The following is a 15,620-nucleotide window of genomic DNA, read 5'->3' on the forward strand; positions in this document are numbered from 1 at the left end:
AGGGGACTGCAAGTGAGCACTGCGACACGTCCGGTGGCGGTCATCGGCGCGGGGCCGTTCGGCCTGTCCACCGCCGCCCATCTGCGCGCCCGTGGCATACCGGTCCGGGTCTTCGGCTCGCCGATGGTGAGCTGGCGCGAGCACATGCCGGCGGGCATGGTCCTCAAGTCGACGCCGGTCGCCTCCAACATCGACGCGCCGCAGCAGGGCACCGGGCTGCTCGACTTCTGCGCGGACACCGGGGCCCGGCGGCTGGAATCGGACTGGGACCTGATCCCGGTGGAGGACTTCACGGCGTACGGGCAGTGGTTCGCCGCGAAGCTGTTCCCCGATCTGGAGCAGGTCAGGGTGGTCTCGGTGGACCGGGTGCCCGGCGGCGCCTTCGCGCTGAAGCTGGACTCCGGCGAGAGCTTCGAGGCGCGGGCGGTCGTGGTGGCGACCGGGCTCGCGGGCCTGGCCCGGCTGCCGCGCGAACTGGCCGCGGCCGTCCCGGACGGCCCGTCGGCGACGGGGCCCGTCTCGCACGCCGCCCAGCACCGCGATCTCTCCGTGTTCGCGGGCCGGGAGGTGCTGGTGATCGGGGCCGGCCAGTCCGCCCTGGAGAACGCGGTGCTGATGGCCGAGGCGGGCGCGAGCGTACGGATCGTCGCGCGGGCGCCGGGCGCGGTGCGGTTCGGCGCGGCGCCCGACCAGCAGCCCCGCTTCAGCCCCGACTCGCCCTTCGGGCGGGCCTGGTCGCTGTACGCCTTCTCCCGCCACGCCACCCACTTCCGGCATCTGCCCGCGCCGGCCCGGCACTACCTCGTACGCAATGTGCTGGGCCCGCTGGGTGCCTGGTGGCTGCGCGGGCGCTTCACGGGCCGGGTGGCGGTGACCGACGGCCGCCGCATCGTGCGGGCCCGCGTCGAGGACGGGCGCCCGGTGCTCACTCTGAGCGGGGGCACCGGCGCCCAGCGCGAACTGGCCGCCGACCACGTCATGGCCGCGACCGGCTACCGGATGGACGTCGCGGCCCTCGACTTCCTCGGCCACGGTCTGCGCACCCAGCTGTCGACCTCGCGCGGCGCGCCGGTCCTGGACGCGGGCTACCAGTCCACCGTCCCCGGCCTCTACTTCACGGGCCTTCCGGCGGCTTCGTCCTTCGGCCCGGTGATGCGGTTCGTGTGCGGCACGGAGTACGCGTCGCCGCGGCTGGCGGCGTCGGTGGCGGCGGCGGGGTGATCACCCCGCCGCGCGCGGGATGCGGCGCTCCCACGTGCGGTGGAAGACCACCTCCCCGCCCTCCCGGCACTGCACCTCGTCCACCGTGAGGAAATCCGCCGCGTCGCAGGTGATCTCCGAGCGCGTGTCGATCGTCACGTCCCAGGCCAGTTCCGGGCGGTGCAGGCGCAGGTGCCAGTCGGAGCGGGTGCGGGCGGAGAGGGGGTCCGCCTCGTCGATCGTGTACGTCTCCAGCGCGTCCTCGGTGAATTCGAGGCCGTCGGGGTAGACCCGCGTACCGCCGTAGCCCGGGTCCACTTCGAGGCGCCACTCGCCCTTCGCCACATCGCGTACGACGAGCCGTTCGGGGCGCGGCTCGTCCAGCGGGGCCGGGAAGGACACGCCGAGCGGCTCCGACTGCTCGGGGTCCGCGAAGGCGATCGTGTCGTCCAAGGTGCGCTCGCGCAGCGGGAGTTGGAGCGAGGACCCGGCCGGGTCGAGGGTGAAGCCCACCGAGTCGGCCTGCGGCCAGATCCACGGCCAGTACGCGGAGGACACGGCGAGCCGGATGCGGTGGCCGGGCGGGAAGGCGTGGCCGATGCCGTTCAGCTCGAACGTCACCGACTCCGTCGCGCCGAGCGGCCAGGCGTCCGCCCGGTCGCGGCCGTGGCGCGCGGACAGGTTGAGCACACCCCGGGTGACCAGCGTGGAGGAGCCGTCCGGGGCCACGTCGCAGACCCGCGCGATCGCCTGCCCGAACGGCACGTCCATGCGCAGCCGGAGCGTCACCTGCGGCCGCCCCAGGATCTCCAGCGGTCCTACGCCCTCGGGCACCGGGAAGTCGAAGCAGGCCGAGTGGGCGTCCTCGGCGCGCTGGTCCGGCGGCAGGTCGCCGTCGTTGCCGAACGGGAAGAACCGGCCCGCGTCCAGGCCCGTGTGCTGCGGCGAGCGCACCTGCACGGGCGCACCCCCGAGCGCGTACGAGACCGGCGTGACGTGCGGCGACGGCCAGGCGCGATCGCCGACCCAGCGGCCGGGCAGCTCGGCGTAGACGGTGGCCGGCGGGTGCGACTCGCTGATCCAGGACCGCAGCAGCGGCTCCCGCATCACGCCCGTCTCCTCGCCCTTGAGGTGGTGGTCCCACCAGCGCAGGGTCTCCTGGAGGAAGCCGATCGCGGGGCCCGGCGGCAGGCCGCGGTCGGGGTACTGGTGCGACCAGGGGCCGATCAGGCCGCGTACCCGGTCGGGCGGAAGGTGCTCGACCAGCCGCAGCACCGTGTCCCGGTAGGGGTCGTGCCAGCCGCCCACCGCGAGCACCGCCGCGTCGATCGCCGTGTAGTCCTCGCAGACGCTGCCGTGCTTCCAGTAGTCGTCCCGGGTCTGGTGCGCGAGCCAGGTGTGGATGAACGGGGCCACCGCTTCGAGCCGTTCAAGCCACATTTCACGCCATTTTTCGCCGACGAACGCCGGGTCCGGCGGCCGTGACACGAAGGCGAGCATCGTCGCCGCCCAGGCGTGCATGTCCACGGCGAGCACCGAGCCGCCCATGTAGTGCACGTCGTTGTCGTAGCGGTCGTCCGTCGAGCAGACCGTCACGATCGCCTTCAGCGGCTCGGGCGCGAGCGCGGCGATCTGGAGGCTGTTGAAGCCGCCCCAGGAGATGCCGAACATGCCGACCCTCCCGGTGCACCAGGGCTGCTGGGCAAGCCAGTTGACGACCGCGACGCCGTCGGCGAGCTCCGTCGCGTCGTACTCGTCGCCCGGCATTCCCTCCGAGCAGCCGTGCCCGCGCACGTCGACGCGTACCGAGGCGTAGCCGTGCCCGGCGTACCACGGGTGGCGCTGCCAGTCGCGCGGCGCCGTCCAGTCGGTGAGCCGGTAGGGGAGGTATTCGAGCAGCGCCGGGACCGCCTCCCCGGTGACCGGGCGCCAGATCCGGGCGTACAGCAGGGTGCCGTCCGGGAGCGGGATCCGGACATCCTCGCGACGCGTCTCGTACGGGAATTCGGTGCGGATGTGCATGGCGGCGACCTCAGTGGACGGGGTGCATGGTGCGCTTGAGCCAGGGGGCGGCGAGGATCACGGCGACGCCGACGGCCACCGCGATGGCGCCGTTGACGCCGAAGTACGCCGGGTCGGAGATCTTTCCGTACACCTTCACGGTCTGCGCCTGGATGCCGTTGGCGAGCGCGAGGGAGAGGAACCAGAGCGACATCGTCTGGCTGGCGAAGGCCTTCGGGGCGAGCTTGGTGGTGGCCGACATGCCGGAGGTTTCGAGCAGGATGTCGCCGAGACCGAGCAGCAGATACGAGCCGACGATCCACCAGGCCGCCATCTTGTACGTGTCGCCGTCGTGCCCGGTCGTCGGCAGCACCATCAGCAGGAACGAGAGACCGCCCAGGATCACCCCGAAGGCGATCTTGTTGGAGGCGTGCGGCTGGCGCCGTCCCATGCGGGCCCACACGGCGGCCACCACCGGCGCGAGCGCCACCTCGAACGCGCCGAGCGCGGAGGCGTACCAGCTCGCCGGGAAGTGGAAGCCGAGGATGGTCGTCTCGGCGTTGGTCGACGCGAGCAGCATCATGGTCGAGTACGCCTGGAAGAGGATGAAGTTGAAGGCGACGGAGGCCAGGAAGAGCACGACGTACGGCCTGAGGCGGCCGCGCTCCTCGGCGGACACCCGCGGGCTGCGGAACATCACCACGAAGTAGACGACCGGCGCGACCACCGAGATCAGCGTGAGGAGGTCGACGAAACGGCTCATCGTCAGCCAGCCGGCCAGCGAGAGCGCCGCGGCGAGCACCGCGACCACCACGGCGCCGAGCACCATGAGGCGCACGGCACGGCGCATGCCCTCGGCGGGCAGCGCGAATTCGGCGGCGTGCTTGCGCCCGGCCAGATGGCGTCTGCCCAGGACGTACTGGACCAGGCCGAACGTCATGCCGATCGCGGCCGCCGAGAAGCCCCAGTGCCAGCCCTTGTGGTCGCCGAGCCAGCCGGTGATCAGCGGGCCGAGGAACGCGCCGATGTTGATGCCCATGTAGTACAGCGCGAATCCGGCGTCGCGGCGCTCGTCGTCGGTGCGGTAGAGCTTGCCGACCATGGAGGCGACGTTCGGCTTGAGCAGACCGGTGCCCGCGCTGATCAGGCCGAGCCCGACCCAGGTCATCGCCTGGGCGGGGACCGCCATCGCGTAGTGGCCGCAGGCGATGAGGACGCCGCCGTACAGCACCGCGCGGTAGGAGCCGAGGATGCGGTCGGCGAGCCAGCCGCCGGCCACCGAGACCAGATAGACGAGCGTGCCGTACGCGGCCGAGACCGAGGCGGCGGTGGCCGGGCTCATGCCCATGCCGTCGTTGGTGACGGAATCGGCGAAGTACAGGACGAGAATCGCCTGCATGCCGAGGAAGGAGAAGCGCTCCCAGACCTCCAGCCCGGAGAGGGTGAGCAGGCCGCGGGGCTGACCGAAGAAGGCGTGATCGTCCTGCGGGGGCGGCTGCTCCGCGGCCGGTTCGTCGGTGGTGTCGGTCATCGTTCCGGACAAAACGCTTACTCCTGATCGTATGAGCTGATCCAGAACATACCGGGGTCTAAGGGACTGTGCGCGAGGGGTGACGGGAAGGCGCCCATGGTGATCGAACAGCGACCCGATACGCTGAGTTGAGTGAAGGCAGCGACACATCGACAAACCGTGTGATCGTCAGCAGACAGGAGTACCCCTCGTGACCGTCGTCGGGCCGTTCGGGCTGAGCGTGCGGGACCAGGCACTTGAAGCCGATGTCCAGACCGGATTGGCGGCTGTCGAGGCGGGACTGCTCGATGCCACCAAGAGCGAGGTCCCGTTCATCACGGAGGCCGCGCAGCACCTCATCCGCGCAGGCGGCAAGCGATTCCGCCCGCTGATCGTGATGCTGGCCGCACAGTTCGGCGATCCTTACGCGCCGGGTGTGGTGCCCTCGGCCGTGGTCGTGGAGCTCACGCATCTGGCGACGCTGTACCACGACGACGTGATGGACGAGGCCGATGTGCGGCGCGGCGTGGACAGCGCCAACGCCCGCTGGGGCAACTCCGTCGCCGTCCTTACGGGCGATTTCCTCTTCGCACGCGCTTCGCACATCCTGGCGGATCTGGGCCCGGAGGCCGTACGCATTCAGGCCGAGGCGTTCGAACGGCTCGTCACCGGCCAGATCCTGGAGACCGCGGGCCCCCGCGACGGGCGCGACCCGGTCGAGCACTACCTCGACGTGCTGTCCGGCAAGACGGGCTCGCTGGTCGCCGTCTCCGGCCGGTTCGGCGCGATGATGTCCGGCGCCGACGAGTCCGTCGTGGACATCCTCACGCAGTACGGCGAGCGCCTGGGCACCGCCTTCCAGCTCGCCGACGACGTCCTGGACATCGCCAGCGACTCGCACGAGTCCGGCAAGACCCCGGGCACCGACCTGCGCGAGGGCATTCCCACGCTGCCCGTGCTGCACCTGCGGGCGCAGGCCGCGCAGTACGGCCGCCAGGACGACCTGGACCTGGTCGCGCTGCTCGACGGCGACCTCAGTGACGACGCGCGGCACGCGGAGGCACTGCGCCGCCTGCGGGTCCACCCGGCTCTTGAGCAGGCCCGCAGGGACACCGTGCGGTACGCGGAGGAGGCCAGGGCCACCCTCGCGCCGCTTCCCTCCTGCTACGCGAAGTCCGCGCTCCAGGAGCTCTGCGACGCGGTCGTGCACCGCGCGGGCTGATCAGTAGCCCGAGCCGCCTCCCGAGCCGCCGCCGGTGCTGCTCGCGGCCTTCGCGCCGGTCGGCGTGGCCGCGAACCAGGTGCCGGCCACACCCTGGCCATAGGCCTCGTGCGGCTGGTCGTCCTTGGAGTACCGGTAGAGCGGCCAGCCCGCGAGGGTCAGCTGCTTGCTGCCGTCGGCCCGGGTGACCGTGCCGACCAGGGACTTGTCGATGCCCTTCACATTGACGCTGCCGGTCGCGAGGGCGGGCGGCCACAGCGTGGCGCAGGTGCCGTAGCAGTTCGACTTGGACGTCGGCTTCGCGGTGTCCTGGTCGAAGCGGTAGAGCACGAACCCCTTGTTGTCGACGACCACCGTGCCGACCTTGTCTGCCTTCGCGGTGGAGAGGGTGTCGGCGCCCGGCTGGGCCGAGCTGCCGCCGGCGCTGCTCCCGGAGGAACTGGAGGTGGCGCTGGGGGTGGGGGTGGAGCTGGGGGTGGAACTGGTTCCGCTGCCGCCGCAGCCGCTGACGGCGAGCGCGAGAACGAACGCCCCCACGGCCGCGCCCACGGCGTAGCGCTGGGTCCTGAGCATGGCGATCCCCCTTCGTAGTGCCGCTTGCTCTCACCCAGGGGTACGGATCCGGGCCGCCCGGCACTCACGACAAACCCGGCCGATTCGTGACACGGATCATCTTCGGGCGGCGGCTCCCCCTACTGGTCGGGCTAGGCACCGCCGGGTTTTGTCATCCCAGAGAGGTACGTGGGATTGCTCCCGGGGGCTGACGCGCGGGGGCGGCCGTTTTGGTCGAATGGATACCACCACTCCTGACCAATTCGGGTGAGAATGGCGGCGCGGGGTGGGCAACTGAGCACGACGGACGGACGCCGCCGACCACGGAGGTAGGGCACACATGGCACCGAACGACAGCGCACAGGCCACCGACGAGACCAGGGACCCCGGCGCGGGTCGCCGGAAGGCGGCGCGCTATCTCGTCCCGGTCGGAGTGGCGGGGGTGGCGGCCGCGACCATCGGACTGGTCCCGGCGCTCGCAGCATCCGGTGACCCCAGTCTGCCGAAGATCAGCGCGCAGCAGCTCATCGAGAAGATGGCCGCATCGGACACGCAGCAGCTCTCCGGCACGGTCAAGATAAGCACCGACCTGGGCCTTCCCGGGCTCAGCAGCCTCGGCTCCTTCGCGCCCAAGGGCGGCGGCTCCGGCAAGTCCGCGGCGCCGCAGGCGAAGCTCACCGAGCTCGCTTCGGGCACGCACACCCTGCGCATCGCGGCCGACGGCCCCGACCGCCAGAAGGTGTCGATCCTGGAGGACGCGGCCGAGTACAGCCTGATCCGCAACGGCAATGACGTCTGGGCGTACGACAGCGGCTCGAATCAGGCGTACCACTCCACGAAGTCCGCGGCCGAGGCCGCCGCGAAGGACCACGGCAAGCGGGCCCCGGAGCAGCCGGGCGTTCCGACCACGCCGAAGGCGCTGGCCGACCAGTTCCTGAAGAACGTCGATCCCACCACCTCGGTGTCGGTCGACGGCACGGCACAGGTGGCCGGGCACGACGCGTACCAGCTCCTGATCAAGCCCAAGCAGTCCGGCTCGACGATCGGCTCGGTCCGCATAGCCGTGGACGCCAAGACGGGTGTGCCGCTGAAGTTCACGCTCTCGCCGAGCGGCGGCGGCAAGGCCGTGGTCGACGCGGGCTTCACCAAGGTCGACTTCTCGAAGCCGGGCGCGGACACCTTCAAGTTCAGCCCGCCCAAGGGCGCGAAGGTCACCGAGGACGACGGCAAGCACAAGCAGCAGCAGAGGCCCGAGCAGAGCCTGCCGGGCGGCCTGGGCAACTTCGGCGACGCCAAGAACGCCAAGGTGATCGGCAAGGGCTGGACCGCCATCGCCGAGCTCCAGACCGGCGGCAAGGGCATGCCGAAGGCGGACAAGAACAGCAAGGCGGGAGGCGACGCCCAGAAGTTCCTGGACTCCCTCGGCGAGAAGGTCTCCGGCAAGTTCGGCACCGGCACGGTCTTCAAGACCCGCCTGGTCAACGCCCTGATCACGGACAACGGCAAGGTGTACGTGGGCGCGGTGACGAAGGACGCGCTGGTCGACGCGGCCAACGCGGCGAAGTAGTAGGGGAGTTGGGAGGGGGCCGGGGCCCCCTCCCAACCCCTGGGGCAGAGCCCCCACGCGGCGGAGCCGCGAAGTGTCACAGCGGGAAGGGGCGGGGTGGGGAACAATCAATCGGCCATCGAGACGCACGGCCTGAGCAAGCGATACCGCGGCGGCCAGCTGGCCGTGAACGCGCTGGACCTCAGCGTCCCCCGCGGCAGCGTCTTCGGCTTCCTGGGCCCCAACGGCTCCGGCAAGACCACCACCATCCGCATGCTGATGGGCCTCATCGAGCCGACCGCCGGCACCGCGAGGGTCCTCGGCAGCCCCATGCCGAAAGCCGCCCGCACAGTGCTGCCCCAGGTGGGCGCCCTCATCGAGGGCCCCGCCCTGTACGGCTTCCTGTCCGGCCGCGACAACCTGCTGCGGTACGACGCGGCCGACCCCACCGCCGACCCGCGCACCCGCACCGCCCGGGTGGCGGCCGCCCTGGACCGGGTGGGCCTGACCGCCGCGTCGGGCAAGAAGGCGCGGGCGTACTCCCTGGGCATGAAGCAGCGCCTGGGTCTGGCGGCGGCGCTGCTCCAGCGCCGGGAACTGCTCGTCCTGGACGAGCCGACGAACGGCCTCGACCCGCAGGGCATGCGTGAAATCCGTTCCCTGATCAGGGAGTTGGCCGAGGACGGGACGACGGTCTTCCTCTCCTCGCACCTCCTGGACGAGATCGAGCAGGTCTGCTCGCACGCCGCCGTGATGAATCAGGGCAGGCTGGTGGTCCAGGGCGAGGTCGCCGAGCTCGCCGCGAACGCGCGCGGCAGGCTCGCGGTGACCACACCGGACACCTCGGAGGCGGCCCGGGTCCTCAAGGAGCGCGGGATCGCCGATGTGACGGTGGCCGGCGACGACCGCGTAACGGGTGAACTGCCGCCCGTGGACGTGGAGTTGGCGGATCTCAATGCCGAGCTCGTGCGGGCCGGGGTGCGGGTGCGCGGCTTCGCGGCCGAGCGGGCCTCGCTGGAGGACGCCTTCGTGGCACTGACCGGGGAGGGATTCGATGTCGCGGGCTGAGGTCAGGGGCGGACGCGAAGCCGAGGCGAGGGGCGTAGCCGGAGCTGAGGTCATGGACGTGGCGGCAGGGGAAAGGGACCCGTCGCCCCCGCCCGCGCGGAAGCCGGGTCTCCTGTGGTCGCTGGGCCTCTTCCGCTCCGAGCTGGTCACCGTGCTGCGCCGCTGGCGCACGCTCGCGCTGCTCGGGGTGCTCGCGGCCGTGCCGGTCCTCATCGGCATCGCGGTGCGGATCCAGACGCACGGCGACGGGGGAGGAGGCCGTGGCGGCGGCGACGGCGGGCCCGCGTTCATCGAGCAGATCACCAACAACGGCCTGTTCCTCGTCTTCGCGGCGCTCGCCGCCACCCTGCCGGTCTTCCTGCCGATGGCGGTCGGGGTCGTCGCGGGGGACGCGGTGGCCGGGGAGGCCAATGCCGGCACCCTGCGCTATCTGCTGGTCGCCCCGGCGGGCCGCACCCGGCTGCTGCTCGCCAAGTACGTCTCGGTGCTCGCCTTCTGCCTGATAGCCACCCTCGCGGTGGCGGTCTCGGCCCTCGCCGTCGGCGCCCTGCTCTTCCCACTGGGCGAGGTCACGACGATCTCCGGTACGCAGATCTCCTTCGCCGACGGGCTGCTGCGGGCCATCGCGATCGCGGCCGTGGTGGCGGCCTCGCTGACGGGCCTGGCCGCGCTCGGCCTGTTCATCTCGACGCTGACCAACAGCGGGATAGCGGCGATGGCCTCGACCGTCGGGCTGCTGGTCACGGTCCAGATCCTGGGCCAGATACCGCAGTTGCACGCGATACAGCCGTACCTCTTCACGCACTTCTGGCTGTCCTTCGCGGACGTACTGCGCGAGCCCGTCTACTGGGACCAGCTGGTGAAGAACTTCGAGCTACAGGCCCTGTACGTGGCGGTCTTCGGCTCGGCGGCCTGGGCGCGCTTCACGACGAAGGACATCACAGCCTGAGGCAACGGACGGCGTCACGAACCGTGGGAAGGGACGGCATCACCGCCTGCGGGAACGGAGCGGTCGTGCGAGCCGACCCCCGTGACGGCTCGACACGACACGTGCCGTTTCCTGCGCCATTGTTGGATCCCGGGCCGCCGCTGTCAATCCGGATCCCGGCGTACTCGTAGAGTGAGAGTGTGATCACCTCGTCCGAATCCGCCCCCAACCCCAGGCGCCGCAGCGAGAAATCGCGTCGCGCGACCCTGGAGGCCGCCCTTGAGGTCTGCGCGGAGAGCGGGTACGGAAAGGTCACCATCGAGGCCATCGCGGCCCGTGCGGGGGTGAGCAAGAAGACGATCTACCGCTGGTGGCCGACGAAGGGCGCGATCCTGCTCGACGCGGTGACCGAGATGGTGGTCAGCGACTCGCCGTTCCCCGACACCGGTGACATCGCCGCCGATCTGCGCACCCATATCGCCAGTCTGGTGCGCCTGTTCACCTCGCCGGTGTTCGGTCCGGCCTACGGCGGGATCCTCGCCGCGCTGCTGCACGACGAGCGGCTGGCCAAGGCGGTCAACGACGAACTCGTCATCCCGCGCGCGGCCCTGGTCGTCCAGCGCATGCGCGGCGCCCAGGAGCAGGGCGAACTGCCCCCGGACGCCGATCTGCCGCTGGCCGTGGAGATGCTCTACGGCCCGCTCTACTACCGCAACGCGCTGGGCCGGCCGCTCCTGGAACCGGAGCGGATCGACACGCTGGTGGCCCATGTCATGCGTGCGTTGCGGGCACCGGGGTGGAGTTGAAGAAGGTCTTGGCGCGGGCGGCCGCCGCACTGTCGTCGGCCATCTCGCCGGGCCGGGTGGCGGAGCCGAGCAGCACCCCGCCCCAGTTCATCTTCAGATACGCGGCCGAGTGCCGCAGGGTCCCCACCAGCGGCTCGGCCACCGAGTGGTCGCGCCCGGAGAGCGCGGTCACGCCCCACAAGGTGCGGCCCGCCATGCGCTGCTTGAAGTCGAGCTCGGGGTTGTAGAGCCAGGTCACCCAGTGGTCGAGGTAGTGCTTGACCGGGGTGGTGACGCTGTACCAGTACAGCGGCGAGGCGATCACCAGGTCGGTGGCGCCCAGCGTCGCGTCGAGCAGGACGGCCGCGTCCCCGGTGGGTGCGGGCTGGACGCGCTCCTCGCTGTGCCGCCGGTCGCGGAACGGGGGGAGTTCGAGGTCGGCGAGGCTCAGCCAGCGGGCGGTGTCGCCGGCGGGCAGCTGCTCGGCGGCCTGCCGCGCGAGCGCCTCGGTGTTGCCACCAGTGCGGGTGCTGCCGAGCAGGAAAAGGAAGTCGCGGGCCATGGTCCCCTCCGTACGTGTCCCCAAAAGAAGCATGCGTGTGCAGTATATGCATACGCATGCTTCTCGGAGGGGCTTGTCCTGCCGCACGCCCGGGACTACGGCGTTTCGGCAGATGGCGTAGGGGCGGTTCGCCACCGTTCGCTGCGGTCCATACGCGGTCGTAGCGTCACAAAGGAGCCGCCCTTCACGTGAAACGAGGAACCGAGATGGCTGTTTTGGTGCACAACCAGAGTGCGGAGTGGAACCAGGAGCTCTACCAGGCGACATTCGACCGGGTGATCCCGGACCCCAAGAAGCCGCCCGCCGGGCTCATCGCCCACTTCGCGGCGCCTCTGGTGACGGGGGGCTGGCAGGTCATCGACGTATGGGAGTCGGAAGACGCGATCCAGCGGTTCATGGAGGAGTCGGTCGTCCCCGCGGCGGAGGAACTCGGCGCACCGCCGTTCGACACGACGGTGGTCCAGCTGCACAACTCTCTGATCCCGTAGCCGGGCGCCCACCTGCCTCCGCCGCTCATCACCGCCCGTGCGGTGATGAGCGGGCCTCGGCCTACTGCACGCAGAACTCATTGCCCTCGGGATCGGTCATGACCGTGAACTCGCCTCCGGGCTCCTTCACTTGGCGCAGGACGCTCGCGCCGAGGGCGGTGAGACGGCCGACCTCGGACTCTCGCTGTCCGGCGGCCGCGTGGACGTCGATGTGCAGCCGGTTCTTCACCGTCTTCGCCTCCGTCGCCCGCTGGAACAGGATGCGCCGGCCGAGCCCGGTGCCGCTCTCGGGGTCGTAGACGTCGTCCGGGTGGCGCACGGCGATCAGATCGCGAAAGGCGGTCCGGCCGCCGTGCTCCACCGTGGCCTCCGGCCCGATCGCTCCGGTCGAGAGGAGCCGGGTGATCAGTAGGTGGTTGTCCTCGACCTCGTAGCCGAGTGCGGCGGCCCAGAAATCGGCCTGGGCGTGCGGATCGGCGGCGTCGATGACGAGTTTCCAGTGCAGTGTCATGGGTTCGTTTATAGCGAGGGCGGGGTGGGGGCCGAACACGGGCTCCGTCCGTTCGGGGCGGAGCCCGTCGTTGTCAGCGCACCGGGGTCCCCGAGCGGAGCTCCAGGCGGTCGCCCGCGAAGGAGGACTGGAAGCGGTGGTCGTGGGAGACCGCCACCACCGCTCCCGGATAGTCGGCCAGCGCCTCCTCCACCTCCTCCACCAGCGCGAGCGATACGTGGTTCGTCGGCTCGTCCAGGATCAGCAGGTCCGCGGGGCGGGTCACCAGGCGGGCCAGTTCGAGCCGTCGGCGCTGGCCGACGGAGAGCGCCGCGACCGGCACCGCCAGGTCCTCCTCGCGGAACAGGCCGAGCGCCAGGAGTTCATCGGCGTACTCGTCGGGAAGGCCGGGCCGTCCCGACGCGTACGCGTCGAGGAGGGGGCGGCGGGACGGGTTGTGGCTCAACTCCTGTGGCAGATAGCCGATATGACGGCTCGTCCGGTGGACGGAGCCCTCGTCCGGGGTGAGGTCGGCGGCGAGGACTCGGAGCAGGGTCGTCTTGCCCGCGCCGTTGGGGCCGGACACCAGGAGGCGGCGGCCCGGTTTGACGGTCAGGGCGGGCACGTCGAGGCGGTCGCCGACCTTGACCCCGGTCAGCTCGACGAGCGGGCCCTCGGAGGTGGCCGCCGCCGTGGTGAGACGGGCGTGGAAGCGCAGGGGCGGCGGCGGGGCCGCGACCGGCTCGCGCTCCAGTTGGCCGAGGCGGGTCCGAGCCGCCCTGACCTGCCCGGACAGCTTGGCCTCCGAGGAGCGGCGGTGCTTGCCGAAGCCCTGGCGCGGGTCCTTGCCGGTGGCGGCGAGCCGCTGCCCGGCGGCCGCGACGAGTTCCCGGGTGCGGGCCAGCTCCTCGCGCCACTCCTGGTGCGCCAGCTCCCGGCGGCGGCGCGCGGCGGCCCGCGCCGTGCGGTATCCGGCCCAGCCGTCCCCGTACCGGACGACCGTGCGCAGTTCCCGGTCCACCTCCAGGATCGTCGTGGAGACGCGTTCGAGGAAGGCGCGGTCGTGGGTGACCACCACCCATGTGCCCCGGTGGGCGCGCAGTTGCTCCGCGAGCCAGTCGGTGGCCCGGCGGTCCAGGTGGTTCGTGGGCTCGTCGAGCAGGAGCAGTTCGGGGGCGGCGGCCAGGACGCAGGCCAGCGCGAGGCGGGACTGCTCGCCGCCGGAGAGCGAGCCGAGGGCGCGGTCCCGGGTGAGGTGGCCGAGGCCGAGCGCGTGCAGCGCGGCGTCGGTGCGGGTCTCGGCGCGGTAGCCGTCGCGTTCCTCGTAAGCGGTCAACAGCTCGCCGTACGCGAGGAGTTGGGCCTCGTCCGCGTCGGCGAGGGCGGCCTCGGCCGCGCGGATGTCCGCTTCGAGGGCGCGCAGCTCGGCGAGCGCGAGGTCCACGGCGTCCTGGACGGTGCGGTCGGGGGCGAGGCCGAGGGTCTGGGCGAGGTGGCCGGTGCCGCCGGGGAAGACGGCGGTGACCTCGCCGGTGTCGGGGTGCTCGGCCCCGGCGAGCAGTCGCAGCAGCGTCGACTTGCCGGAACCGTTCTCGCCGATGACGGCGGCCTTCTCACCGGGCCGGACGGTGAACGACACCTGGTCGAATACGGCGCGGTCGCCGTAGGCCTTGGAGACGTTGCTGAGGGTCAGCTGGGAGGGGTGATGGGCGCGCGGGCGCATGGGGGTTCCCTGGGAGTACTCGATGTGGGCTTCTTCCTGTGCCGGGGCAGCACGGACGGGGCGGCGGTGCGGATGCGCACGCCGCGGCCGCGCCGGGGGTCAGCGGAAGAAGTAGTACGAGTACACGGGCATGGGGCGAGGGTAGCTGGGGGCGGACCGCGGCGTCTCGCGAGTTTTCCCTGCCTCGACGCGGTGCGGTGCGGGGCGGGGCCGCCCGGGGTACGCGGCTGGTCAGCTTCTGCACGGGCGCGTTCACGCCGGCCGCGGCCGGCGTGCTGGACGGCCGCCGGGGCCGCGACCCTGCACCGCCGGTTCCAGGGTCAGCTCGGTACCACCCCGCCGGCCTGGCTCACCGCGGAGCGGGTCGCCCTCGCCTGCCGGCTGATCGAACGCGGCGAGCCCGGCCTTGAGCGGGTCGCCCGGCTCGGCGGGCTTGGCACCGCGGGGAGGGCCCGGCTGCACCGCGCGACGCGGCTGAGCCCGTCGGCGTACCGCCGGAGGTTCGCGGGCTAGGGGGCCGAATGCCTGCTACGACGGCTGCGCCGTCTCCGGCAGCCCCGTCTTCCGCGTCTCCGGCACCGCCGCGAGCGCCTCGGCCAGTGCCCGGCGGCTGCGCCGGGCCGTGTGCAGGGCGTCCCACGTCAGGATCGACAGGGCCAGCCACACCAGCGAGAAGCCCGCCCAGCGCTCCGGCGGCATCTCCTCGTGGAAGTAGACGATGCCGAGCAGGAACTGGAAGACCGGCGCCAGGTACTGGAGCAGGCCCAGCGTGGAGAGCGGCACCCGGATCGCCGCCGCGCCGAAGCAGACCAGCGGGATCGCGGTCACGATGCCGGTCGCGGCGAGCAGCGCGGAATGCCCGGCGCCCTCGCTCGCGAAGGTGGCCCGGCCCTGGCTGCCCAGCCACAGCAGGTAGCCGAGCGCGGGCAGGAACTGCACGGCGGTCTCGGCGGCCAGGGATTCGAGCCCGCCGAGGTTCACCTTCTTCTTGACCAGGCCGTACGTCGCGAACGAGAACGCCAGCGTCAGCGAGATCCACGGCGGCCGCCCGTAGCCCACCGTCAGGACGACCACGGCCGCCGCGCCCACCGCGACCGCCGCCCACTGGGCGCGGCGCAGCCGCTCCTTCAGGATCAGCACGCCCATCGCGATGGTGACGAGCGGGTTGATGAAGTAGCCGAGCGAGGCCTCCACGACGTGGCCGGAGTTGACCGACCAGATGTAGACGCCCCAGTTGACCGTGATCACCGTGGCGGCGACGGCTATCAGAGCGAGTTTGCGTGGCCGGCGCACCAGCTCGCCGAGCCAGGCCCAGCGGCGCAGCGCGAGCAGGGCGATGCCGACGATGACGAGGGACCACACCATGCGGTGGGCCAGGATCTCGATGGCGTCGGCGGGCTTCAGGAGCGGCCAGAACAGGGGGACCAGGCCCCACATCCCGTAGGCGCCGATCCCGTACAGCAGTCCCGTCCGCTGTTGTCCTGCCGACTCCTTGGCCATTTGGCCCTCCCTGTGCGCGCTGGAACCCAGCAGAAGGTAGCGCCG

14 protein-coding genes and 1 pseudogene are annotated in these 15,620 nt (G+C 71.6%); 8 read left to right on the forward strand and 7 right to left on the reverse strand.

The window, feature by feature from the left end:
• The first annotated feature begins 12 nt into the window (after window positions 1-12).
• The gene (locus tag ACIQ8J_RS08140; RefSeq protein ID WP_403268186.1) at window positions 13-1,221 is read left to right on the forward strand and encodes an FAD-dependent oxidoreductase; all 1,209 of its coding nucleotides are present in this window, start codon (window positions 13-15) and stop codon (window positions 1,219-1,221) included.
• Here ACIQ8J_RS08140 and ACIQ8J_RS08145 read toward each other — a convergent pair whose 3' ends face one another.
• Window positions 1,222-3,222: a CocE/NonD family hydrolase gene (locus tag ACIQ8J_RS08145; protein WP_403268188.1), complete on the reverse strand. Its 2,001-nt coding sequence runs from the start codon at window positions 3,220-3,222 to the stop codon at window positions 1,222-1,224.
• Window positions 3,223-3,232: 10 nt separating this feature from the next.
• The gene (locus ACIQ8J_RS08150; protein WP_403268191.1) at window positions 3,233-4,732 is read right to left on the reverse strand and encodes a peptide MFS transporter; all 1,500 of its coding nucleotides are present in this window, start codon (window positions 4,730-4,732) and stop codon (window positions 3,233-3,235) included.
• A gap of 190 nt (window positions 4,733-4,922) precedes the next feature.
• Between ACIQ8J_RS08150 and ACIQ8J_RS08155 the strand changes: the two genes are divergently transcribed.
• Window positions 4,923-5,933, forward strand: coding sequence for a polyprenyl synthetase family protein (locus tag ACIQ8J_RS08155; RefSeq protein WP_403268194.1), 1,011 nt, complete (start codon window positions 4,923-4,925; stop codon window positions 5,931-5,933).
• Here ACIQ8J_RS08155 and ACIQ8J_RS08160 read toward each other — a convergent pair whose 3' ends face one another.
• The gene (locus ACIQ8J_RS08160) at window positions 5,934-6,506 is read right to left on the reverse strand and encodes a hypothetical protein (protein ID WP_403268197.1); all 573 of its coding nucleotides are present in this window, start codon (window positions 6,504-6,506) and stop codon (window positions 5,934-5,936) included.
• Between the two features lie 319 nt (window positions 6,507-6,825).
• Here ACIQ8J_RS08160 and ACIQ8J_RS08165 point away from each other — a divergent pair, with 319 nt between their 5' ends.
• From ACIQ8J_RS08165 to ACIQ8J_RS08180, 4 genes are all read left to right on the forward strand, one after another.
• Window positions 6,826-8,052, forward strand: coding sequence for an outer membrane lipoprotein carrier protein LolA (locus ACIQ8J_RS08165; RefSeq protein WP_403268200.1), 1,227 nt, complete (start codon window positions 6,826-6,828; stop codon window positions 8,050-8,052).
• A 96-nt stretch (window positions 8,053-8,148) separates the two neighbouring features.
• Window positions 8,149-9,099, forward strand: a complete 951-nt coding sequence (locus ACIQ8J_RS08170; RefSeq protein ID WP_403268203.1) for an ABC transporter ATP-binding protein — start codon at window positions 8,149-8,151, stop codon at window positions 9,097-9,099.
• On the forward strand, window positions 9,086-10,048 hold the full coding sequence (locus ACIQ8J_RS08175; protein ID WP_403268205.1) for an ABC transporter permease: 963 nt from the start codon (window positions 9,086-9,088) through the stop codon (window positions 10,046-10,048). Before ACIQ8J_RS08170 ends, ACIQ8J_RS08175 begins: the two co-directional genes overlap by 14 nt.
• 179 nt (window positions 10,049-10,227) lie before the next feature.
• A complete protein-coding gene (locus tag ACIQ8J_RS08180; protein WP_403268208.1) occupies window positions 10,228-10,833 on the forward strand; it encodes a TetR/AcrR family transcriptional regulator in 606 nt (201 codons plus the stop codon).
• Here the strand turns inward: ACIQ8J_RS08180 and ACIQ8J_RS08185 are convergent.
• A complete protein-coding gene (locus ACIQ8J_RS08185; RefSeq protein ID WP_403268210.1) occupies window positions 10,799-11,374 on the reverse strand; it encodes a flavodoxin family protein in 576 nt (191 codons plus the stop codon). The two genes, ACIQ8J_RS08180 and ACIQ8J_RS08185, sit on opposite strands and share 35 nt — an antisense overlap.
• Window positions 11,375-11,562: 188 nt before the next feature.
• On the opposite strand from ACIQ8J_RS08185, the gene ACIQ8J_RS08190 reads away from it, so the two are divergent.
• Window positions 11,563-11,862: a hypothetical protein gene (locus ACIQ8J_RS08190; RefSeq protein ID WP_403268213.1), complete on the forward strand. Its 300-nt coding sequence runs from the start codon at window positions 11,563-11,565 to the stop codon at window positions 11,860-11,862.
• A gap of 61 nt (window positions 11,863-11,923) precedes the next feature.
• Here the strand turns inward: ACIQ8J_RS08190 and ACIQ8J_RS08195 are convergent, their stop codons facing one another.
• Together ACIQ8J_RS08195 and abc-f are read right to left on the reverse strand one after the other, a co-directional pair.
• Window positions 11,924-12,373: a VOC family protein gene (locus ACIQ8J_RS08195; RefSeq protein ID WP_403268216.1), complete on the reverse strand. Its 450-nt coding sequence runs from the start codon at window positions 12,371-12,373 to the stop codon at window positions 11,924-11,926.
• Window positions 12,374-12,446: 73 nt separating this feature from the next.
• Window positions 12,447-14,075, reverse strand: a complete 1,629-nt coding sequence (gene abc-f / locus ACIQ8J_RS08200; RefSeq protein WP_403268218.1) for a ribosomal protection-like ABC-F family protein — start codon at window positions 14,073-14,075, stop codon at window positions 12,447-12,449.
• Between the two features lie 294 nt (window positions 14,076-14,369).
• Here abc-f and ACIQ8J_RS08205 point away from each other — a divergent pair.
• Window positions 14,370-14,588 (forward strand): annotated as a pseudogene (locus ACIQ8J_RS08205) (helix-turn-helix domain-containing protein); the annotation flags it as partial.
• 15 nt (window positions 14,589-14,603) lie between these two features.
• On the opposite strand, the gene rarD reads toward ACIQ8J_RS08205, so the two are convergent.
• Window positions 14,604-15,575 (reverse strand): EamA family transporter RarD, encoded by a 972-nt coding sequence (rarD, locus tag ACIQ8J_RS08210; protein WP_403268221.1) that lies wholly within the window; start codon window positions 15,573-15,575, stop codon window positions 14,604-14,606.
• Window positions 15,576-15,620 lie beyond the last annotated feature (45 nt).

This window comes from Streptomyces sp. NPDC094147 (assembly GCF_044764265.1).
In the GTDB taxonomy this organism is placed as follows: domain Bacteria; phylum Actinomycetota; class Actinomycetes; order Streptomycetales; family Streptomycetaceae; genus Streptomyces.